The following is a 16207-nucleotide window of genomic DNA, read 5'->3' on the forward strand; positions in this document are numbered from 1 at the left end:
GGATCGGGCGGGTGTGAGTGACCGCACCCGCCCGATCCGTTGCCGCGGTGGTTACCGCTGGGTACCGTCACGTCGGTACCCGCGCACCGAAGGAGCTGCACACCATGGAGCTGGATCCGTCGACCTTCGAGACGATGACTCCGCAGGAGTTCGCCACGACGGTCAAGCAGCTCTCCGACCGTGAGATCACCGAGATCATGCGCGGCGAGCACCGGAGGGCGATCCTCGATGCGATCTTCGACCGGTTCCCCGGGCAGTACCTTCCCGAGCGGGCGAAGGGGATGGCGGGCACCTTCCAGTTCCGCATCACCGGTGGCCCCGAGGACCACCCGCACGACACCTACGAGGTGCGCATCGACGGCGACGAGTGCACGGTGGTGCCGCCCGGCTCCGAGTACGACACCTCGCTGATGATGGCGCCCCCGGAGTTCCTGAAGATCGCGACCGGCCGGGGGAAGCCGACGATGCTCGTCATGCGCGGCAAGATCAAGGTCAAGGGTGACCTGACCAAGGCCGCGGCCTTCCCGACCCTCTTCGACATCCCGAAGGCGTGATCCACAGATGAACCCACTGACGATCGGCACCACCCTGGCCCGGAGGGGCATGCTCACCCCCGGCCCGCCCGTGCAGCAGGTCAAGCAGCTGACCGCCCTGAAGTCGTGGGGCTTCGGCCTCGCCGGCGAGCTGCGGCAGGCGGCCAACCGCTCCCCGAAGGCCGTCGCGGTCATCGACGAGACGCGTGGCGCGACGACCTACGCGGAGCTGCTCGCGGGTTCCGAGAAGGTCGCCGCCGTCATCCGTGACCTCGGGTACGGCTCCGGGGACCGGATCGGGCTGCTCGCCCGCAACCACGTCCTCGCGATCGAGACGATGATGGCCGCCTCCGCGCTCGGGATCGACCTCGTGCTCGGCAACACCGGCCTGTCCGGGTCGCAGTTCCGGCTCGTCGCCGAGCAGCAGGAGATCCGGGCCCTGATCCACGACGACGACTTCGCCGACGTCGTGGCCCACCTGCCCGAGGAGCTGCCGAAGGTCAGCGAGTCCGAGCTCACCCGCCGCGTGGCCGCCACCGCGCAGCCGCCGGCGATGTCGCCCCCCGACCGGACCGGCCGGACGATCATCCTCACCTCCGGGACCACCGGCACGCCGAAGGGAGCCCCCCGCAAGACCCCCGGCGGCTTCGGGCCGCTCATCTCGATCATCGAGCGGATCCCGCTGAAGGCGATGGATCGGATCCTGATCTCGGCGCCGATCTTCCACACCTGGGGTTACGCGGCCATGCAGCTCTCGGTCGCGCTGCGGGCGACGATCATCCTGCAGCGGAAGTTCGACCCGGAGCGTGCCCGGCAGACCCTGGAGGACCTGCAGCCGGAGGCGATGTTCGCCGTCCCGGTGATGCTGCAGCGGATGATGGAGCTGCCCTCCGACCCCGGCGGCAAGGCCCGCCGGAACCTACGCGTGGTCGCGACCTCCGGGTCGGCCTACCCCAAGGGCTTCACGCAGCGCTTCATGGACGAGTACGGCGAGGTCCTCTACAACCTGTACGGCTCGACCGAGGCCTCGTGGGTGTGCATCGCCACGCCTGCCGACATGCGCCGTAACTCCGAGACCGCGGGTACCCCGCCGGTCGGCACCGTCGTGAAGATCCTCGACGACGACGGGGCGGAGGTCCGAAGCGGCACGATCGGTCGGATCTTCGCGGGCAACGAGATGGTCTTCGACGGCTACACCAACGGCATGAGCAAGGACTTCGTCGACGGCCTCGTCGCGACCGGGGACGTCGGCCACGTCGAGGACGGGCTCTACTTCGTCGACGGGCGCGATGACGACATGATCGTCAGCGGCGGCGAGAACGTCTACCCCAGCGAGGTCGAGTCCCTGCTCGCGGAGCATCCCGCGGTGCGTGAGGTCGTCGTCGTCGGCATCCCCGACGAGCGTTTCGGCCAGCGGCTGGCGGCCTTCATCGCCGTCAACGAGGGGGCCGAGCTGGACGCCGAGCAGGTCAAGGAGCACGTGCGCGAGCACCGCGCCCGCCACTGCATCCCCCGCGAGGTCGTCTTCCTCGACGAGCTGCCGCGCAACGCGACCGGCAAGATCCTCGCCCGGGAGCTGCGCAAGCAGTTCGACTGAGCCGGGCCTGCGGTCCGCACGAGGCTGAGGCGCCTGGTCAGCCTCCGACTCCTGACCCGAACCTGTTGTTACTCGCGGGTACGACGGGCACTTCCTGGTCCAAGCGTCGAGGTATGCCGCTACGGGCGGGCAGACCCTCGAGCTGTGGCGGTAAGCGCACGTCGTACCCGCGAGTAGCTTCCTGTGGATAACCATCTGCGCCGAGAACGCCGGTCCGCGAGCATGGTGCACGTGCTGGTGCAGGAGGTCCTCGCCGAGCTCGGTGGCACAGCCACCCGGGCCGAGTTGCTGACGCGTGTCACGGAGCACGAGCTACGTCAGGCGCTCAACGGTGGGTTGGTGCGCCGCCCGGCACGGGGCCGATACGCCTTGCCCTTGCCCACATGGACGCAGGAGCGAGTGGTTCTGGCCGATCTGGCCGGGGCCGGCAGACGCGCAGCGCACGAGGTGACGGGTACGGCCATCCTCCTGACGGCCGCGGCCAAGTGGGGCTGGCCGATGAAATGGGTTCCCACCAAGCCGCAGATCGCCGTTCCCCGCAATCGCAAGGTACCGCCTCGCGTGCTGCGTTCCTTTGATGTGCGCTTCCGTGCCGTGCCCCCCGGCGACCGCGAGGACGGTTGGGTGACATCCCGGGTCCGCACCGCCCTCGACTGCGCCAGTCTCCTGCCCGGGGACGAGGCTGTTGCGGTCCTCGACTCCGCCTTGCGCCAGGGAGCAGTGGATCGCGACGACCTGCTCTTGGCCGCGTCCGGTCTGCCTCCGCGGTATCGGCGCAAGGTCGAAAACCGGGTGGGGGCGGCGACCTCGCGTGCCGCCAATCCCTTCGAATCGGTCCTGCGCTGGATCGTCTCGGACATCCCGGGCCTCGACGTCGAGCCCCAGACGGAGATCCGTGACGGTGCTGGTCTCATCGGCATCGTCGATCTTGCGGACGAGCGGGTGAAGATCGTGCTGGAGGCCGACTCCTTCGAGTGGCACGGCTCCAAGGAGGCACTCGAGAAGGACTGCATCCGGTACGACCGACTGGTCGCGGAGGGTTGGCTGGTGCTGCGCTTCAGTTGGGACCGGGTGATGCATCATCCCGACTGGGTGCGAGGCATCGTCATCCGCACGCTCACCCAGCGTGACTCCCGGGTATGACGTGCACTTGCCGAGGTGAGGGCATCACCGTCGCCTGATACTGGGCCACGCCAGAGGCCGCGACGTGCAAGTGCCCGCCGTACCCGCGGGTCACAACCACTCGCCGAAGGCCATCGGCCGGCGGTCGAAGCGGTAGGTCGCCCAGTTGAGGTGGCTGACCTCCCCCTTCGCGTCCCGCTGCACCCGCAGCACCTCGCCGCGCTCCCGGCCGGAGACCGTGCGGAAGCGGTCGGGGCCCTCGCTCTCGAAGACCGACGGAGGCTGCTCCTTGGGCTGTCCGGCGATCCGCGCCTCCAGCCGGCCCTGCCGCACGGAGAGCACGTGGTGGGTGCCCTCGGAGTACCAGTGCCCGAGCAGCGGGCGCAGCTCCTCGGGGACCTGGGTGCCGGGGGCCCACGGCACGGGGGAGACCGGCTCCCGCTCGATCGCCGTCGTGCCCATGTCGATGGCCGCGGCGGCGGGCGGCACCGGAGCCGAGTTGTTCATCATGATCAGCCCGGTCGTCGCGGACTCCCGCTCGGTGAAGACGCCGGTGATCGATCCCGGCCAGCCGCCGGTGTGACCGACCCAGGTGCGTCCGTCCTGGCGCACCAGCTGCAGGCCGAGGCCCCAGGCGGAGGTCCACCCGATGACGTCGGACACCACCTGCGGCTGGCACATCTCCTCGAGGGTGTCGGGGGAGAGGACCTCCGAGGTCGGGTTCGCCACGAAGCCGCCCCAGCGGGCCATGTCGGTCGGGGTGGAGCGCAGGCCGCCCGCGGGGTCCATGGCCCGGGCCTCGAAGACCGGCTCGGGGACCGGGACGTCGGTGAAGGGCGGGACGAAGTACCCCTTCGCGCGTCGGCCGGAGGGCGTGGTGCCGGTGCGCGTCATCTCCAGGGGCCGCAGGATCCGGCGACGGATCGACTCCTCCCAGGTGCAGCCATCGAGGCGGGCGATGATCTCCCCGAGGACCGAGAAGCCGAGGTTGGAGTAGTGCCAGCGATCGTGCGGGCGCCCGACCCGCTCCGCCTGCGACCAGCCGGCGACCAGCTCCTCGCGGGTGGGCATCTCCATGGTGTCGAAGACGTCGCCGATCGGCTCCCGCTGCATCCCGGAGGTGTGCGAGAGCAGCTGGCGGATCGTGACGCCGGCGTGCCTCGAGCCGGGCAGGTGCTCGGTCACGGTGTCGTCGAGGGAGAGCCTGCCTTCGTCGCGCAGCGCCATGACGGCGACCGCGGTGAAGGTCTTGGAGTTGCTCGCGACCGCGTACTGGGTGTCCTCGTCGGGGGCAGCGTCCGGGCGATCGACGTCGATGGTGCCGATACCGCGGAACCACTGCAGGCTCCCTTCGCGCGCCACCCCCGCGGCCAGCCCGGGCACCCTCCCGTCGGTCTGTGCGGTGAGGGCACGTTGGGTGAGGACACGGGCGGTTTCGTCGGTGAAGGCCATGGCCCCCAACGTATCGGCCCCGATCAGGAGAGGAAGCCCTCCTCGACCAGCCAGTCGTGGGCCACCTGGCCGGGCTCCTTGCCGTCGACGTCGACCTGGGCGTTGAGGTCGATGAGCACGTCGTCGGTGATCTTCCTGGTGACGGGGGCGAGGAGGTCCTTGACCTGGGGGAAGTCCGTGACGACCTGCTCCGTCAGCACCGGCGCGACGTTGTACTTGGGGAAGAACTCCTTGTCGTCCTTGAGCACGGTCAGGTCGAGGGCCTTGATCCGTCCGTCGGTCGTGAAGACCTCACCGAAGGTGCACACGCCGGTGTCCGTGGCCTCGTAGATCGCGCCGGTGTCGAGCACCTTGACGTTGTCCTGCGGGAAGTCCTTGCCGCGCTCGAGCCCGTAGGTCTTGAGCATCGGGTCGAAGCCGTCGTTGCGGTTGTTGAACTCCGACTCGACGCAGAAGGTCCGGTCACTCTTGGGGACGTCCTTGATCTGGGAGAGCTTGGTGATGCCGAGCTTCTTGGCCTCCGCCGTCGGGACCGCGAAGCCGTAGGTGTTGTTCATCGGCGCCGGTTGCAGCCAGACGAGGTGGTTGCGCTTCAGGTCGCGCTTGCGGACGGCCTCGTACTGCCGCTCCTCGTCGGGGATCGGGTCGCTCTCACCCATGTAGGCGATCCACGCGGTGCCGGTGTACTCCCACTGCATCTGCACCTGGTCCGCGAGCATCGCCTGCCGGGCACTCGAGGAGCCGGGGATGTTCGTCAGGTCCTGCGCGTCGGCGCCGGCGGAGCGGAAGAGGATCACCGCGAGCTTGCCGAGGACGATCTGCTCGGTGAAGTTCTTCGAGCCGACCGCGAGCGTCAGGCCGGAGAGGTCCACGTCGCCGATGGGTCCGGCGACCTTGCCCGTCGGGACGAAACCACCGCTCGTGCCGAGACCGCAGCCGGCCAGGCCCAGACCGAGCGTGCCGGCGCCCCCGAGCAGCAGGGCTCGTCGGGTGGGGTTGCCGAGGCTCATGAGACCCCCTTCGGGGTCAGCGCCAGCTCCAGGACGCGACCGGCCCAGTCCACGAGCAGGGCGACCACGGCGATGATCAGCGCGCCGCTGATGAGGATGGGGTAACGGAAGAGCGTGACACCGGTGACGATGAGCGCGCCCAGCCCCCCGGCATTGATGAAGGTCGCGAAGCTCGCGGCGCCGACGACGAGCACGAGCGCGGTGCGCACACCGGCCATGATCACCGGCAGCGCCAGCGGCAGCTCGACCCGGCGCAGCACGTCAGCCCCGGACATCCCCATGCCGCGGGCGGCCTCGACGAGCGTCTGGTCGACCTGCTGCAGCCCGACGATGGTGTTGCGCAGGACCGGCAGGAAGCCGTAGATCGCGAGCGAGACGACCGCGGTCGTGGTCCCGAAGCCCAGCCACATCGCGAGGAGCACGATGAGGCCGATGACGGGCGCGGCCTGGCCGGCATTCGCGAAGCCCACCACCGGGGTGGACAGCTTGGTGAAGGCGGGTCGGGTGAGCAGGATCCCCGCGGGGATCGCGGTCACGAGGACCACCGCCGTCGTGATGAGGGTGAGCACGATGTGCTCGCGGGTGAGGTCGAGGATCGTGCCCCACGCGAGCTGGCGGGCCTCGATGTCGTCCAGCTCCGCGGTCTGGTGCCAGATCGCCCAGCCGCCGAGGACGACGGCGCACAGCAGCGGGAGGCCGATGAGCAGGCTCGTCATCGTGCGGCGGTCCTCGACGCCGGTGTCCGCCTCCTGGGTCGCCTCGGTGATCGCCTCGCTCATGAGGAGGCCTCCTCGGACGTGGCCCGGATGTGGTCAGTGACCGCGGCGAAGGTCAGCACGCCGTGGTACTCGTCCCGGCGACCGGTGACGAGCACGCCGCCGTGGGTGCTGGCGAGCATCGAGTCGAGGGCGTCGTTGATCGTGGCGCGGCGGTCGACCGTCGAGACCTCGGTCGAGCTCCCGGCCGGCAGCGCGGACATCCGGGATGCCTCGCGCAGCGTGTACCAGCCGGCCGGCCGGCGACGGGAGTCCAGCACGATGACGTCGCGCTGCCCGGCCGCCTCGGCGGCCCGTGCGGCCTCCGCGCCCGGATCACCGACGGTCGCGACGACCGGCTGCTGGAGATCGAGCTCGTCGACACGCGCCAGGCTCAGCTGCTTGAGCGAGGAGCCGGAGCCGACGAAGTCCTCGACGAACTCGTTCGCCGGGGCGGCGAGGATGTTCGTCGGGGTGTCGTACTGGGCGATGTGCGCGCCCTCCTGCAGCACGAGGATCCGGTCGCCGAGCTTGATCGCCTCGTCGATGTCGTGGGTGACGCAGACGATGGTCTTCTGCAGCTCCTCCTGGATGCTCATCAGCTCGTCCTGCAGGCGCTGGCGGGTGATCGGGTCGACCGCGCCGAAGGGCTCGTCCATGAGGAGCACCGGCGGGTCGGCGGCGAGGCCGCGGGCGACGCCGACGCGCTGCTGCTGCCCGCCGGAGAGCTCGCGCGGGTACCGGTCGCGGTAGCGGGCGGGATCGAGGCCGACGAGCTCGAGCAGGTCGTCGGTGCGGGCGGCGATGCGGGCCTTGTCCCACTTCAGCAGCCCGGGGACGAGACCGACGTTCTCCTTGACGGTCATGTGCGGGAAGAGCGAGCCTCCCTGGATGACGTAGCCGATGGTCCGGCGCAGCTCGGTGGCGTTCTTGGAGCGGATGTCCTCGCCGTCGATGGTGATCGTGCCGGAGGTCGGCTCGTGCAGCCGGTTGATCATCTTCAGGGTGGTCGTCTTGCCGCAGCCGGAGGGACCGACGAACATGACGATCTCGCCGGCCGGGACGGTGAGCGAGAGGCTGTTCACCGCCGGCTCGCTCATGCCCGGGTAGGTCTTGACGACGTCGTCGAAGACGATCTCGGCGCCGCTGACGTCGTCGCCGGTGGTGCCCTCGTCGGGCCGTGGCTGTGTGGTCTCGGACATCAGGCGCGGATCCCCTTCGAGGTCGTGAGGTGGCTGACGAGCAGCAGGGCGGCATCGAGCAGCAGGGCGAGCACGACGACACCAATGGTGCCGACGAGGGCGTAGTAGACGGCGTTGGCGCCACCGAGCTGGGCCAGCCCGGTGAAGATGTAGGCGCCGAGCCCGGGCCCGAGGACGTAGGCCGCGATCGCGGCGACGCCCATCGACATCTGGGCCGAGACCCGCAGCCCGGCCATGATGACCGGCCAGGCCATCGGCAGCTGGATCCGCAGGAACCGCGCGGTCGGGCCCATCCCCATCCCGGTGGCCGACTCCAGGAGCGTCGGGCTGACGCCGGAGAGCCCGACGATCGCGTTGCGCAGGATCGGCAGCGCCGCGTAGAAGGCGATCGCGATGACCGAGGGCAGCGCCCCGATGCCGACGAGCGGCAGCAGCAGACCGAGGAGGGCGAAGGAGGGGATCGTCAGCCCCATCGCGCTGAAGGAGTTGGCGGGGGAGCGCAGCACCGGGACCCGGGTGACGAGGACCGCGATGGCGATGGCGATGACGGCGGCGATGGCCACCGACTGGACGACGAGGGAGAGGTGCTGGAAGGCGCGGAAGAGGATGTCCTGCCATCGGTCGGCGATGAAGTCACCCACGGAATGCGCCTCTCTTCCAACGTTTGTGCCATCTACAGGTAAGCCGCTCGGGTACGGGAGGCCAACTTAGTGGCCCAGTCGTGACCTACCCGTGACCTTCGTGGAGGCATGTCGGAGGTCTGCCATAGGCTCGCGGGATGAGCGCACGAGCGGGGACCTTCATCGCCTTCGAAGGGGGCGACGGTGCCGGCAAGTCCACGCAGGTGGAGCGGCTGGCGCAGGCCCTGCGGGAGGCAGGCCGCGAGGTCGTGGTCACCCGGCAGCCGGGCGGGACGCCGCTCGGCGGGCAGCTGCGCGAGCTGCTGCTGCACGGCGGTGGGGTCGGCCCCCGTGCCGAGGCGCTCGTCTTCGCCGCCGACAAGGCACAGCACGTCGACGAGGTCATCTGCCCCGCCCTGGAGCGGGGCGCGGTCGTGGTCACCGACCGCTACACCGACTCCGCCATCGCCTACCAGGGGGCGGGCCGGGAGCTTGACGTCGACGAGGTGACCCGGCTGCAGCACTGGGCCGTGGCCGGCGTGCTGCCCGACCTGACCGTCCTCATCGACGTGGACCCGGCCGAAGGACGCCGGCGTCGCCGTGGCGAGCAGGACCGGCTCGAGGCGGAGGCGGATGCCTTCCACGCGGCCGTGCGCGAGCACTTCCTCGCGATCGCTGCGGCGCAGCCGCAGCGGTACCTCGTGGTCGACGCCGCGCAGCCGCCCGAGGCGGTCGCGACGCAGGTGAGGGACTCCCTTCGCAAGCGGGGTCTGTTGTGACCTCGCCTCCCGTGGCCGCCCGAGGGGTCTGGCGTGACGTCGTCGGCCAGCCCGAGACCATCGCCGCCCTCGAACGGGCCGTCGCCGACCCCGCGTCCATGACCCATGCGTGGCTCTTCACCGGGCCGCCGGGCTCCGGGCGCTCGGTGGCCGCCCGGGCGTTCGCGGGGGCCTTGCAGTGCCCTGACGGTGGCTGCGGGGAGTGTCGGGAGTGCCGTACCGCACTCGACGGCACCCACGCCGACGTGGACGTGCTGAGCACCGAGGCACTGTCCATCGGGGTGGCGCAGACCCGTGACCTCGTCCAGCTCGCCGGGCGCTCGCCAAGCATCGGGCGCTACCGGGTCATCCTCGTCGAGGACGCCGATCGGCTCACCGAGCAGTCCGGCAACGTCCTGCTGAAGGCGCTGGAGGAGCCGACCCCGCGCACGGTGTGGCTGCTCTGCGCGCCCAGCCTCGAGGACGTGCTCATCACGGTGCGCTCGCGCTCGCGGCACGTGCGGCTGCGCACTCCTCCCGTGGCGGAGGTGGCCGGGCTCCTGAACCGTCGGGACGGCATCGACCTGGGCATGGCGACCTACGCCGCGCGGGCGGCGCAGAGCCACATCGGGCTCGCCAAACGGCTCGCCACCGACGAGGGTGCCCGGATCCGCCGCCGCGACACCATCGGTCTGGCGGTGCGGATCAGGGGGGTCTCCGATGCCGTGGGCGCCGCCGCCGACCTGCTGCAGATCGCCGAGCAGGAGCGCGACCGCAGCCTCGAGGCGCGCTCGACCCACGAGCGGGAGCGGCTGCTGGAGACGCTCGGGGCGGACCCGGCTGCGCGCACCCAGCCACCGCACGTGCGCGCGCAGATCAACGCCCTCGCCAAGGAGCAGAAGACCCGCGCCACCCGCTTCACCCGCGATATGGTCGACCGCGCGCTCGTGGACCTGATGTCGGTCTACCGCGACGCGCTCGTGCTGCGCGCCGGCTCACCCGTGGGCCTCGTCAACGAGGACGCCCGCCCGGTGGTCGAGGAGGTGGCCACGGCCTTCACCGCCGAAGGGCTGCTGCGGGCGATGGAGGCGATCGCCACGGCACGGGAGCGCATCGAGGCCAATGTCGCCCCCCTGCTGGCGCTGGAGGCGATGGCCGTCGCGCTGCGGGTGCCCGCGGGTCGGTAGCGTGACCCCATGCTCGCGACGACTCCGCCCTTCGAGGCTCGCTGGCGCTCGCACCTCAGGACCCGGCGGTGGGCTGCCCTCGTGGCGGCGCTCGCGCTGCCCCTGACCGGCTGCTCCGTCCTCTCGCCGGGCCCAGAGCCGAGCGGCCTGGACAGCGAGTCCGCGGCGCCGCTGCCGGAGGACAAGGCGGACCTCAAGCCCTTCTACGAGCAGCAGCTGAAGTGGGGCGACTGCCCGACCGGACCCGGTGAGTGCGCGCAGCTGAAGGTCCCCGTCGACTGGTCGAAGCCGAAGGGCGAGACGATGAAGATCGGCGTCTACCGGGCGAAGGCGACCGGTGACAGCGCCGGCTCGCTCGTCGTCAACCCCGGCGGCCCCGGGGGCTCGGGCATGGACTACGCCGCGGCCGCGGACCAGATCGTCAGCAGCGAGGTCCGACGCCACTTCGACATCGTGGGCTTCGACCCGCGCGGCGTCGGCGTCTCCGAGCCCATCGACTGCCTCACGGACCCGGAGCTGGACGACTTCCTCGGCCAGGACCCGACCCCGGACGACACGGCGGAGCGGAAGGAGGCCGTGAGCATCGCGAAGGACTTCGCGAAGAAGTGCGAGGAACGGGTCGGCACCGAGCTCCAGCACGTCTCGACCAAGGACGCCGCGCAGGACATGGACGCCCTGCGGGCGGTCCTCGGCGACGCCAAGCTGAACTACCTGGGCAAGTCCTACGGCACCTACCTCGGGACCCTCTACGCGGAGAACTTCCCGAAGAACGTCGGCCGGATGGTCCTCGACGGTGCGGTACCGCCCGATGTGAGCACGCTGGAGTTCGACAAGGGGCAGGCCAAGGGCTTCGACGACGCGACCACGGCCTGGGCCAAGGACTGCGTGAGCCAGACCTGTCCGCTCGGCTCGAACGTCGAGGAGGTCACCGGCTCGGTCCAGGACCTGCTGAAGGAGCTGGACGAGAAGCCGATCAGCGGCAGCGGGGGTCTTCGCCTCACCGAGGGGTGGGCGACGATGGGCATCGCCCAGGCGATGTACGACGAGGCGCAGTGGTGGACGCTGACCAAGGCGATCGTCTCCGCGCAGGAGGGCGACGGCGGCGGGCTGATGTCGCTCGCGATGCAGTACGCGATGCGCGACCCCTCGGGTGGCTACTCCTCGAACCTCATGGAGTCCTTCCGGGTCATCAGCTGCGCCGATCGCCAGCCCACGACCTCGGTGGAGGACTGGTCGGAGTACGCGGCGAAGATCAAGGACGTCGCGCCGATCCTCGGCGGTTCCTTCGGGTGGCAGTCCTCGCTGTGCGCGGTCTGGCCGACGCAGGCCGAGGAGGAGCCGCACGAGGTCTCGGCGAAGGGGGCCGACCCGATCCTCGTGGTCGGCACCACCAATGACCCGGCGACGCCCTACAGGTGGGCGAAGCGGCTCGACGACCAGCTCGCCGACTCGACGTTGCTGACCTACGAGGGCGAGGGCCACACCGCCTACCGCCGCGGGAGCGACTGCGTCGACAAGGCCGTCGACAACTACTGGCTCACCGGCGAGCTGCCGAAGAGGGAGGACCGCACCTGCAGCTCCTGACCCGGTGGTGTCGGTTCGTCCGTATACCCGGTATGGGTATACCGTGAACTCGTCGGGTGAGCCGCGCTCCGTCGAAGGGACTCGAGATGCAGAAGCGACGCACGATCCTCCTGACCGCCGTGCTCGGAGCCGGTCTGGGGCTGACCGGCTGCGGGGCAGGGGCGCAGCAGGACCAGCCGAGCCAGTCGGCCGGCCAGCACGACGGCGACGAGCACCATGGCGGGATGGAGCACCCGATGGACGGTGGCCCCCCGCCGGCCGGGATCGAGAAGGCTCCCGACGCCAAGTACCCGGTCGGCAGCACGGTCAGGCTGACCACGGACCACATGCCGGGCATGAAGGGCGCAAGAGCCACGATTGCCGGCGCCTACGACACCTGGACCTACTCGGTGGACTACACGCCGAAGGGCGGCGGCCAGCGTGTGACCGACCACAAGTGGGTCGTGCAGGAGGAGTTGAAGGACGTGCGTGGGCAGCGCCTCGCAGACGGCACGAAGGCCACCCTGCTCGCCGACCACATGAAGGGCATGAAGGGTGCGAAGGCGACCATCGCCTCATCGACCGGAGAGACGGTCTACATGGTCGACTACACCGCCGACGGCATGACGATGAAGAACCACAAGTGGGTCGTCGAGAGCGAGATCCGCCCGGCGAAGTGAGCCGCGGCCGCCCCTAGGACTGGCGCGCCTCGGCGCCGCTGCGGATCTCGGGCAGCCGCCCGGCCAGGTACTGCCCGGGGCAGGCGGTCTGGTTCACGTCCCGGTGGCCGATGATCGTCTTGCGCTGCTCGCCGTCGATGGTGGCGGTGCCGGCGGGGTCGACGCCGTGCAGGTCGAGCTTCCAGGCGAGGAAGCGCTCGATCCCGGCGGTCATGGCGTCCGGCGCCGCGGCCTCGTCGTAGTTGCCGAGGGCGGAGATGCCGGTCGTCTCGTCGTTGACGCCGAGGGCGTGGGCGCCGATGACGGCCTCCTCCAGGCCGCCGGCGCGGCCCTCCCAGAGGCGGCCCCACTTGTCGACCAGCACGTTGTAGCCGATGTCGTCCCAGCCGTGGCTGTTCACGTGGTAGTCGTAGATGCCCCGGATGAGCTCCGGCACCTCGGCCTTGGTGTAGTCGTTGGTGCCCGCGGTGTGGTGGACCACCGCTCCGCGGACCTCGCCGTACTCCGGGTCGCCCCGGCGCATGGACTCGTCGGCGCCCCAGGCGGCGCGGCTGCGCACGGTCGGGCGCTCGGTGTCGGACTCCGCCTCCGTCGAGGTGGCCTGTGGCGAGGTGACCGTTGCCGGGGTCGCGGTGGCGTCGGCGGGGGAGGTGCCGGGGTCGATGACGTCGACGGTCAGGTCGTCCGGGCGCTCGCCGGGCGACTCGACCCTGACCTGGATGCCGTCGGCGGTGTCGGTGGTCAACGGCTCGGTGCCGCCGCGGGTGGACTCGGCTCTCGCAGCGGCGGCGGGGCCCCCTTCGGGATCCAGTGTGGTCCAGTCGCTCCAGTCGCCGGAGTCGGCGTCCCGGGTGCGCACGGAGGTCTCGACGTCCGTGCGGTGCCCCTCCCACGTCACGCCGGCGACGCGGAAGTCCCGGGTGTCGAGCTGCTCGGTCAGCCCGGACCCGTCGATGGCATCGAGCGCGATGGACTCGCGCTGGACATCGACGGGCCGGGGGGCCGCCCCTGCATCGGCGGCCGGGGCGATGACGGTCAGTGACGCACCCAGGGCGACGGGGAGCAGGCGGGCGGTGGTGCGGTGGCTCATGGGATCTCTCGCGGGTCGGGGTCCACGGGCACACCCACGCTAAGGCGTTCTGCTTTGTGCTGCAGCGTGATCGGGAGACGACTCCGGTGCACGAAGGGGCCCCGGGCCCGCCCCCGTGGGGCGGACCCGGGGCCGCCTGCCGCACCCGGCTGCTGGTCAGCCGCGGGCGAGGAGCCCTACTTCATCCACACGATCCTGCCGTCTTCCTCGTAGTCGGTGTCGTAGTCCGAGTACTGCGCTCCGCCGACCTTCATGCCGTCCTTGATCATGGCCACGTCGCAGGTCTGCTCGGTGTCCCCGGGGCCGAAGTCCTCCGGCACCGAGTTCAGCTCGCACTTCTTGAACGGCGAGGTGCTGACGATGCTCAGGGTCGGCGCCTTCTGCCCGGTGGTCAGCACCGGGTCGACGTCCTCGAGGATGTCGTTGGCCAGGTCCTTGGAGCTGTTGGTCCCGGTCATCTCGTAGTGGACGTAGACCGGGGTGTACTCCTTGTACTTCTCGCTGTTCTCCAGCATGGACAAGTCCTTGAACTTGCCCTTCTCGATCTTGGTGACGGTCACGGTCAGCGCCGCGCCGTCGTCACCCTGGGGGACCGTGGCGGTGTCCCCCAGGCCGAGCTCGGTGCCCGGCTTGGTCAGCTTGTCCTTGCCCTTGGCAGCGGCGTCGTCCCCGTCGGTCTCGCTCTCGGAGGACTCCTCCTCGGAGCTGCTCTCGGAGGGCTCCTCCGCGGAGGTCTCCTCGTCGGTGGCGCTGGTCTCATCCGAGCTCTCGGCGCTCTGGCTGCTCGTCTCGCTCGTCTGGGTGTCCGATGAGTCGGTATCGGTGTCGGAGCCGCAGGCGGTCAGCGCGAGCGCGGCAGTGGCGGTGACGGCGACGATGTATCGCTTCGTCGACATGTGTGATCATTCCCCTTCCCTGTGCAAACACGAGGCTCCTCGCATTGCTGCTCACAGTGCAGCACCGCGGTGCCTGCAGAGAACATAGGTCAATTGACCCATGTCCAGGGGGTTCTTGGGGTCCGTTCGGCCTTCGCCGCACGAGTTCCATGAGCGAGGTGCAGGCGGGCGGGCGTTGTCAGGGGCGGATGCCAGTGTTGGGGACAAGCTGCCGCCCACGGCATCACCCGCATCACCCGCGTGGTCACCGACAACGGCTCCTGCTACCGCGCCAACCACTTCACTCGATCGGTGCTCTCCTTCGCCTCACGACACCAGCGGATCAAGCCCTACACGCCCAAGCACAACGGCAAGGTCGAGCGCTATCAGCAGACCATGGCCCGCGAGGTCCTCTACGCCGCCGCCTACCCCTGCGAAGAAGCTCGCCAACATCAGCTCCAGATATGGGTGACTCACGACAACTACCATCGGCCCCACAGCGCCATCGGAGACCAACCACCCGCCTCCCGCACCAAGACCCGCGTCACCAAGGTCATGCCCAGTTACACCTAGCCCGGGGCATGACCAGATCGCCCCCCGTCCGACGACGAAGGGAGCGGCTCCTGTCTGCGCGGTCCTGGATCCGACATGGGTTCCCAAGGGAGTCCCGCGCCTTGAGACGTGAAGAAGCCCGGTACCTCGCCTTCCGCGAGATGCCGGGCTTCTTGGGCCGAGCCGCCTAACGGAATCGAACCGTTGACCTATTCATTACGAGTGAATCGCTCTACCGACTGAGCTAAGGCGGCGTGCGCCCGTGGGCGCGAGGCACGAGTATACGGATGCCTGCCCGGTCGACCGAATCAGGCCGCCGAAGCGCCCCGGGAGGCCACCCGGACCCGGCCCAGCACGGCGTCGACGATCTCCTCCGCGTGGGTCTCCGGCAGCCAGTGCCCGGTCTCGTAGGGGCGGGCGTCGATGAGCTCGTCGGCGTCCGCACCGGCTCGCTCGCGCAGCCGCTGGACGGTGTGGCGCGTCGAGGCCGACGCGAAGGCCGGGTCCTTCGTGCCCCAGAGGAAGGCGGTCGGCAGGACCGGTCGCGCGCGGCGGGGGCCCCCCTTCGCCCGGCTGCGGCGCCAGGTGAGGGTGGGGGAGAGGGCCGCCCGGTACCAGTTGAAGGGCCCTTCGCCGGCGCCCGGGCGCTTGAGCCGGGCAGCGTCGTGGGCGGCGCGCTCGCGGGGCATGCCGATCTTCTCCAGCACCTGCTGGGCGAAGAGCCGGAAGAAGAGCACCGGCAGGAGGGGAAGCGCGAAGAAGACCATGTACAGGCTGCGGCGCAGCTGGTCCCCGTGCCGGGCACCGTGGGCCATACCCGACGGGCTCGGGGTGGACAGCACGGTGAGGGAGTCGACGCGCTCCGGGTGACTCGAGGCGATGGACCACGCCAGGGCACCGCCCCAGTCGTGCCCGACGACGTGCGCGCTCTCCAGGCCGGCGGCGTCCAGCAGCGCGGCCACGTCGGCGACGAGCTCCTCCATCACGTAGTCGTGGTGGTGCGGCGGTCGCGCGCCGGGGGAGTAGCCGCGCAGGTCGGGCGCGAGCACGCGCATCCCGGCGTCGGTTAGCCCGGGGGCCACCTTGTGCCAGCTGGTGCGGTCCTGCGGCCAGCCGTGCAGCAGCACCACCGCCGGCGCATCGGCCGGACCGCTGTCGTCGACGTCGAAGGTCAGTCCGTCCCGGGAGTAGTACCTCACGTGAGCAGGCTA

Annotated in this window: 15 protein-coding genes, 1 tRNA gene and 1 pseudogene; 8 read left to right on the forward strand and 9 right to left on the reverse strand. The window is 70.3% G+C overall.

Annotated features, from left to right (window positions below; all coding sequences use genetic code 11):
* Positions 1 to 104: 104 nt before the first annotated feature.
* The 3 genes from JCO01S_RS09265 to JCO01S_RS09275 all read left to right on the forward strand — a co-directional run bounded on the left by JCO01S_RS09265 (position 105) and on the right by JCO01S_RS09275 (position 3273).
* Positions 105 to 554 carry an SCP2 sterol-binding domain-containing protein gene (locus tag JCO01S_RS09265; RefSeq protein ID WP_068254284.1) on the forward strand — a complete coding sequence of 150 codons (450 nt, stop codon included), beginning with the start codon at positions 105 to 107 and terminating at the stop codon, positions 552 to 554.
* 7 nt (positions 555 to 561) lie between these two features.
* Positions 562 to 2130 (forward strand): AMP-binding protein, encoded by a 1569-nt coding sequence (locus tag JCO01S_RS09270; RefSeq protein WP_068254286.1) that lies wholly within the window; start codon positions 562 to 564, stop codon positions 2128 to 2130.
* A 231-nt stretch (positions 2131 to 2361) separates the two neighbouring features.
* Entirely contained in the window at positions 2362 to 3273 is a 912-nt protein-coding gene (locus tag JCO01S_RS09275) for a DUF559 domain-containing protein (RefSeq protein WP_169796926.1), read from the forward strand.
* Between the two features lie 90 nt (positions 3274 to 3363).
* Here JCO01S_RS09275 and JCO01S_RS09280 read toward each other — a convergent pair whose 3' ends face one another.
* The 5 genes from JCO01S_RS09280 to JCO01S_RS09300 are packed head-to-tail and all read right to left on the reverse strand — an operon-like array spanning position 3364 to position 8312.
* Positions 3364 to 4704, reverse strand: a complete 1341-nt coding sequence (locus tag JCO01S_RS09280) for a serine hydrolase domain-containing protein (RefSeq protein WP_068254412.1) — start codon at positions 4702 to 4704, stop codon at positions 3364 to 3366.
* Between the two features lie 23 nt (positions 4705 to 4727).
* The gene (locus tag JCO01S_RS09285) at positions 4728 to 5714 is read right to left on the reverse strand and encodes a glycine betaine ABC transporter substrate-binding protein (protein WP_084342796.1); all 987 of its coding nucleotides are present in this window, start codon (positions 5712 to 5714) and stop codon (positions 4728 to 4730) included.
* A complete protein-coding gene (locus JCO01S_RS09290; RefSeq protein WP_084342797.1) occupies positions 5711 to 6493 on the reverse strand; it encodes an ABC transporter permease in 783 nt (260 codons plus the stop codon). The genes JCO01S_RS09285 and JCO01S_RS09290 overlap by 4 nt, the downstream gene beginning before the upstream one ends.
* Positions 6490 to 7671, reverse strand: a complete 1182-nt coding sequence (locus JCO01S_RS09295) for an ABC transporter ATP-binding protein (protein ID WP_068254290.1) — start codon at positions 7669 to 7671, stop codon at positions 6490 to 6492. The genes JCO01S_RS09290 and JCO01S_RS09295 overlap by 4 nt, the downstream gene beginning before the upstream one ends.
* Complete coding sequence (locus JCO01S_RS09300) at positions 7671 to 8312, reverse strand: ABC transporter permease (protein WP_068254293.1); 642 nt, start codon at positions 8310 to 8312, stop codon at positions 7671 to 7673. The genes JCO01S_RS09295 and JCO01S_RS09300 overlap by 1 nt, the downstream gene beginning before the upstream one ends.
* A 137-nt stretch (positions 8313 to 8449) precedes the next feature.
* Here JCO01S_RS09300 and tmk point away from each other — a divergent pair, with 137 nt between their 5' ends.
* From tmk to JCO01S_RS09320, 4 genes are all read left to right on the forward strand, one after another.
* Positions 8450 to 9070 (forward strand): dTMP kinase, encoded by a 621-nt coding sequence (gene tmk, locus JCO01S_RS09305; RefSeq protein WP_068254294.1) that lies wholly within the window; start codon positions 8450 to 8452, stop codon positions 9068 to 9070.
* An 11-nt stretch (positions 9071 to 9081) separates the two neighbouring features.
* The gene (locus tag JCO01S_RS09310) at positions 9082 to 10236 is read left to right on the forward strand and encodes a DNA polymerase III subunit delta' (RefSeq protein WP_245634387.1); all 1155 of its coding nucleotides are present in this window, start codon (positions 9082 to 9084) and stop codon (positions 10234 to 10236) included.
* A 9-nt stretch (positions 10237 to 10245) separates the two neighbouring features.
* On the forward strand, positions 10246 to 11820 hold the full coding sequence (locus JCO01S_RS09315; protein WP_068254305.1) for an alpha/beta hydrolase: 1575 nt from the start codon (positions 10246 to 10248) through the stop codon (positions 11818 to 11820).
* Between the two features lie 86 nt (positions 11821 to 11906).
* Positions 11907 to 12479 (forward strand): YdhK family protein, encoded by a 573-nt coding sequence (locus JCO01S_RS09320; RefSeq protein WP_068254316.1) that lies wholly within the window; start codon positions 11907 to 11909, stop codon positions 12477 to 12479.
* A 13-nt stretch (positions 12480 to 12492) separates the two neighbouring features.
* On the opposite strand, the gene JCO01S_RS09325 is transcribed toward JCO01S_RS09320, so the two are convergent.
* Both JCO01S_RS09325 and JCO01S_RS09330 read right to left on the reverse strand, forming a co-directional pair.
* Positions 12493 to 13569, reverse strand: coding sequence for a peptidoglycan recognition protein family protein (locus JCO01S_RS09325; protein WP_068254318.1), 1077 nt, complete (start codon positions 13567 to 13569; stop codon positions 12493 to 12495).
* Between the two features lie 176 nt (positions 13570 to 13745).
* Positions 13746 to 14465: a hypothetical protein gene (locus JCO01S_RS09330; RefSeq protein WP_068254320.1), complete on the reverse strand. Its 720-nt coding sequence runs from the start codon at positions 14463 to 14465 to the stop codon at positions 13746 to 13748.
* 210 nt (positions 14466 to 14675) lie between these two features.
* Between JCO01S_RS09330 and JCO01S_RS09335 the strand changes: the two are divergent.
* Positions 14676 to 15017 (forward strand): annotated as a pseudogene (locus tag JCO01S_RS09335) (integrase core domain-containing protein); the annotation flags it as partial.
* A 160-nt stretch (positions 15018 to 15177) separates the two neighbouring features.
* Here the strand turns inward: JCO01S_RS09335 and JCO01S_RS09340 are convergent.
* Positions 15178 to 15250 (reverse strand) — tRNA-Thr (locus JCO01S_RS09340).
* Between the two features lie 54 nt (positions 15251 to 15304).
* Positions 15305 to 16195: an alpha/beta fold hydrolase gene (locus JCO01S_RS09345; protein WP_068254325.1), complete on the reverse strand. Its 891-nt coding sequence runs from the start codon at positions 16193 to 16195 to the stop codon at positions 15305 to 15307.
* Between the last annotated feature and the right edge of the window lie 12 nt (positions 16196 to 16207).

It is taken from the genome of Janibacter corallicola NBRC 107790 (assembly GCF_001570965.1).
GTDB classification, from domain to species: domain Bacteria; phylum Actinomycetota; class Actinomycetes; order Actinomycetales; family Dermatophilaceae; genus Janibacter; species Janibacter corallicola.

Coding starts and splice junctions, on each gene's coding strand:
- JCO01S_RS09265 (WP_068254284.1), top strand. CDS start 105: ATGGAGCTGGATCCGTCGACCTTCGAGACGATGACTCCGCAGGAGTTC.
- JCO01S_RS09270 (WP_068254286.1), top strand. CDS start 562: ATGAACCCACTGACGATCGGCACCACCCTGGCCCGGAGGGGCATGCTC.
- JCO01S_RS09280 (WP_068254412.1), bottom strand. CDS start 4,704: ATGGCCTTCACCGACGAAACCGCCCGTGTCCTCACCCAACGTGCCCTC.
- JCO01S_RS09285 (WP_084342796.1), bottom strand. CDS start 5,714: ATGAGCCTCGGCAACCCCACCCGACGAGCCCTGCTGCTCGGGGGCGCC.
- JCO01S_RS09290 (WP_084342797.1), bottom strand. CDS start 6,493: ATGAGCGAGGCGATCACCGAGGCGACCCAGGAGGCGGACACCGGCGTC.
- JCO01S_RS09295 (WP_068254290.1), bottom strand. CDS start 7,671: ATGTCCGAGACCACACAGCCACGGCCCGACGAGGGCACCACCGGCGAC.
- tmk (WP_068254294.1), top strand. CDS start 8,450: ATGAGCGCACGAGCGGGGACCTTCATCGCCTTCGAAGGGGGCGACGGT.
- JCO01S_RS09315 (WP_068254305.1), top strand. CDS start 10,246: ATGCTCGCGACGACTCCGCCCTTCGAGGCTCGCTGGCGCTCGCACCTC.
- JCO01S_RS09320 (WP_068254316.1), top strand. CDS start 11,907: ATGCAGAAGCGACGCACGATCCTCCTGACCGCCGTGCTCGGAGCCGGT.
- JCO01S_RS09325 (WP_068254318.1), bottom strand. CDS start 13,569: ATGAGCCACCGCACCACCGCCCGCCTGCTCCCCGTCGCCCTGGGTGCG.
- JCO01S_RS09330 (WP_068254320.1), bottom strand. CDS start 14,465: ATGTCGACGAAGCGATACATCGTCGCCGTCACCGCCACTGCCGCGCTC.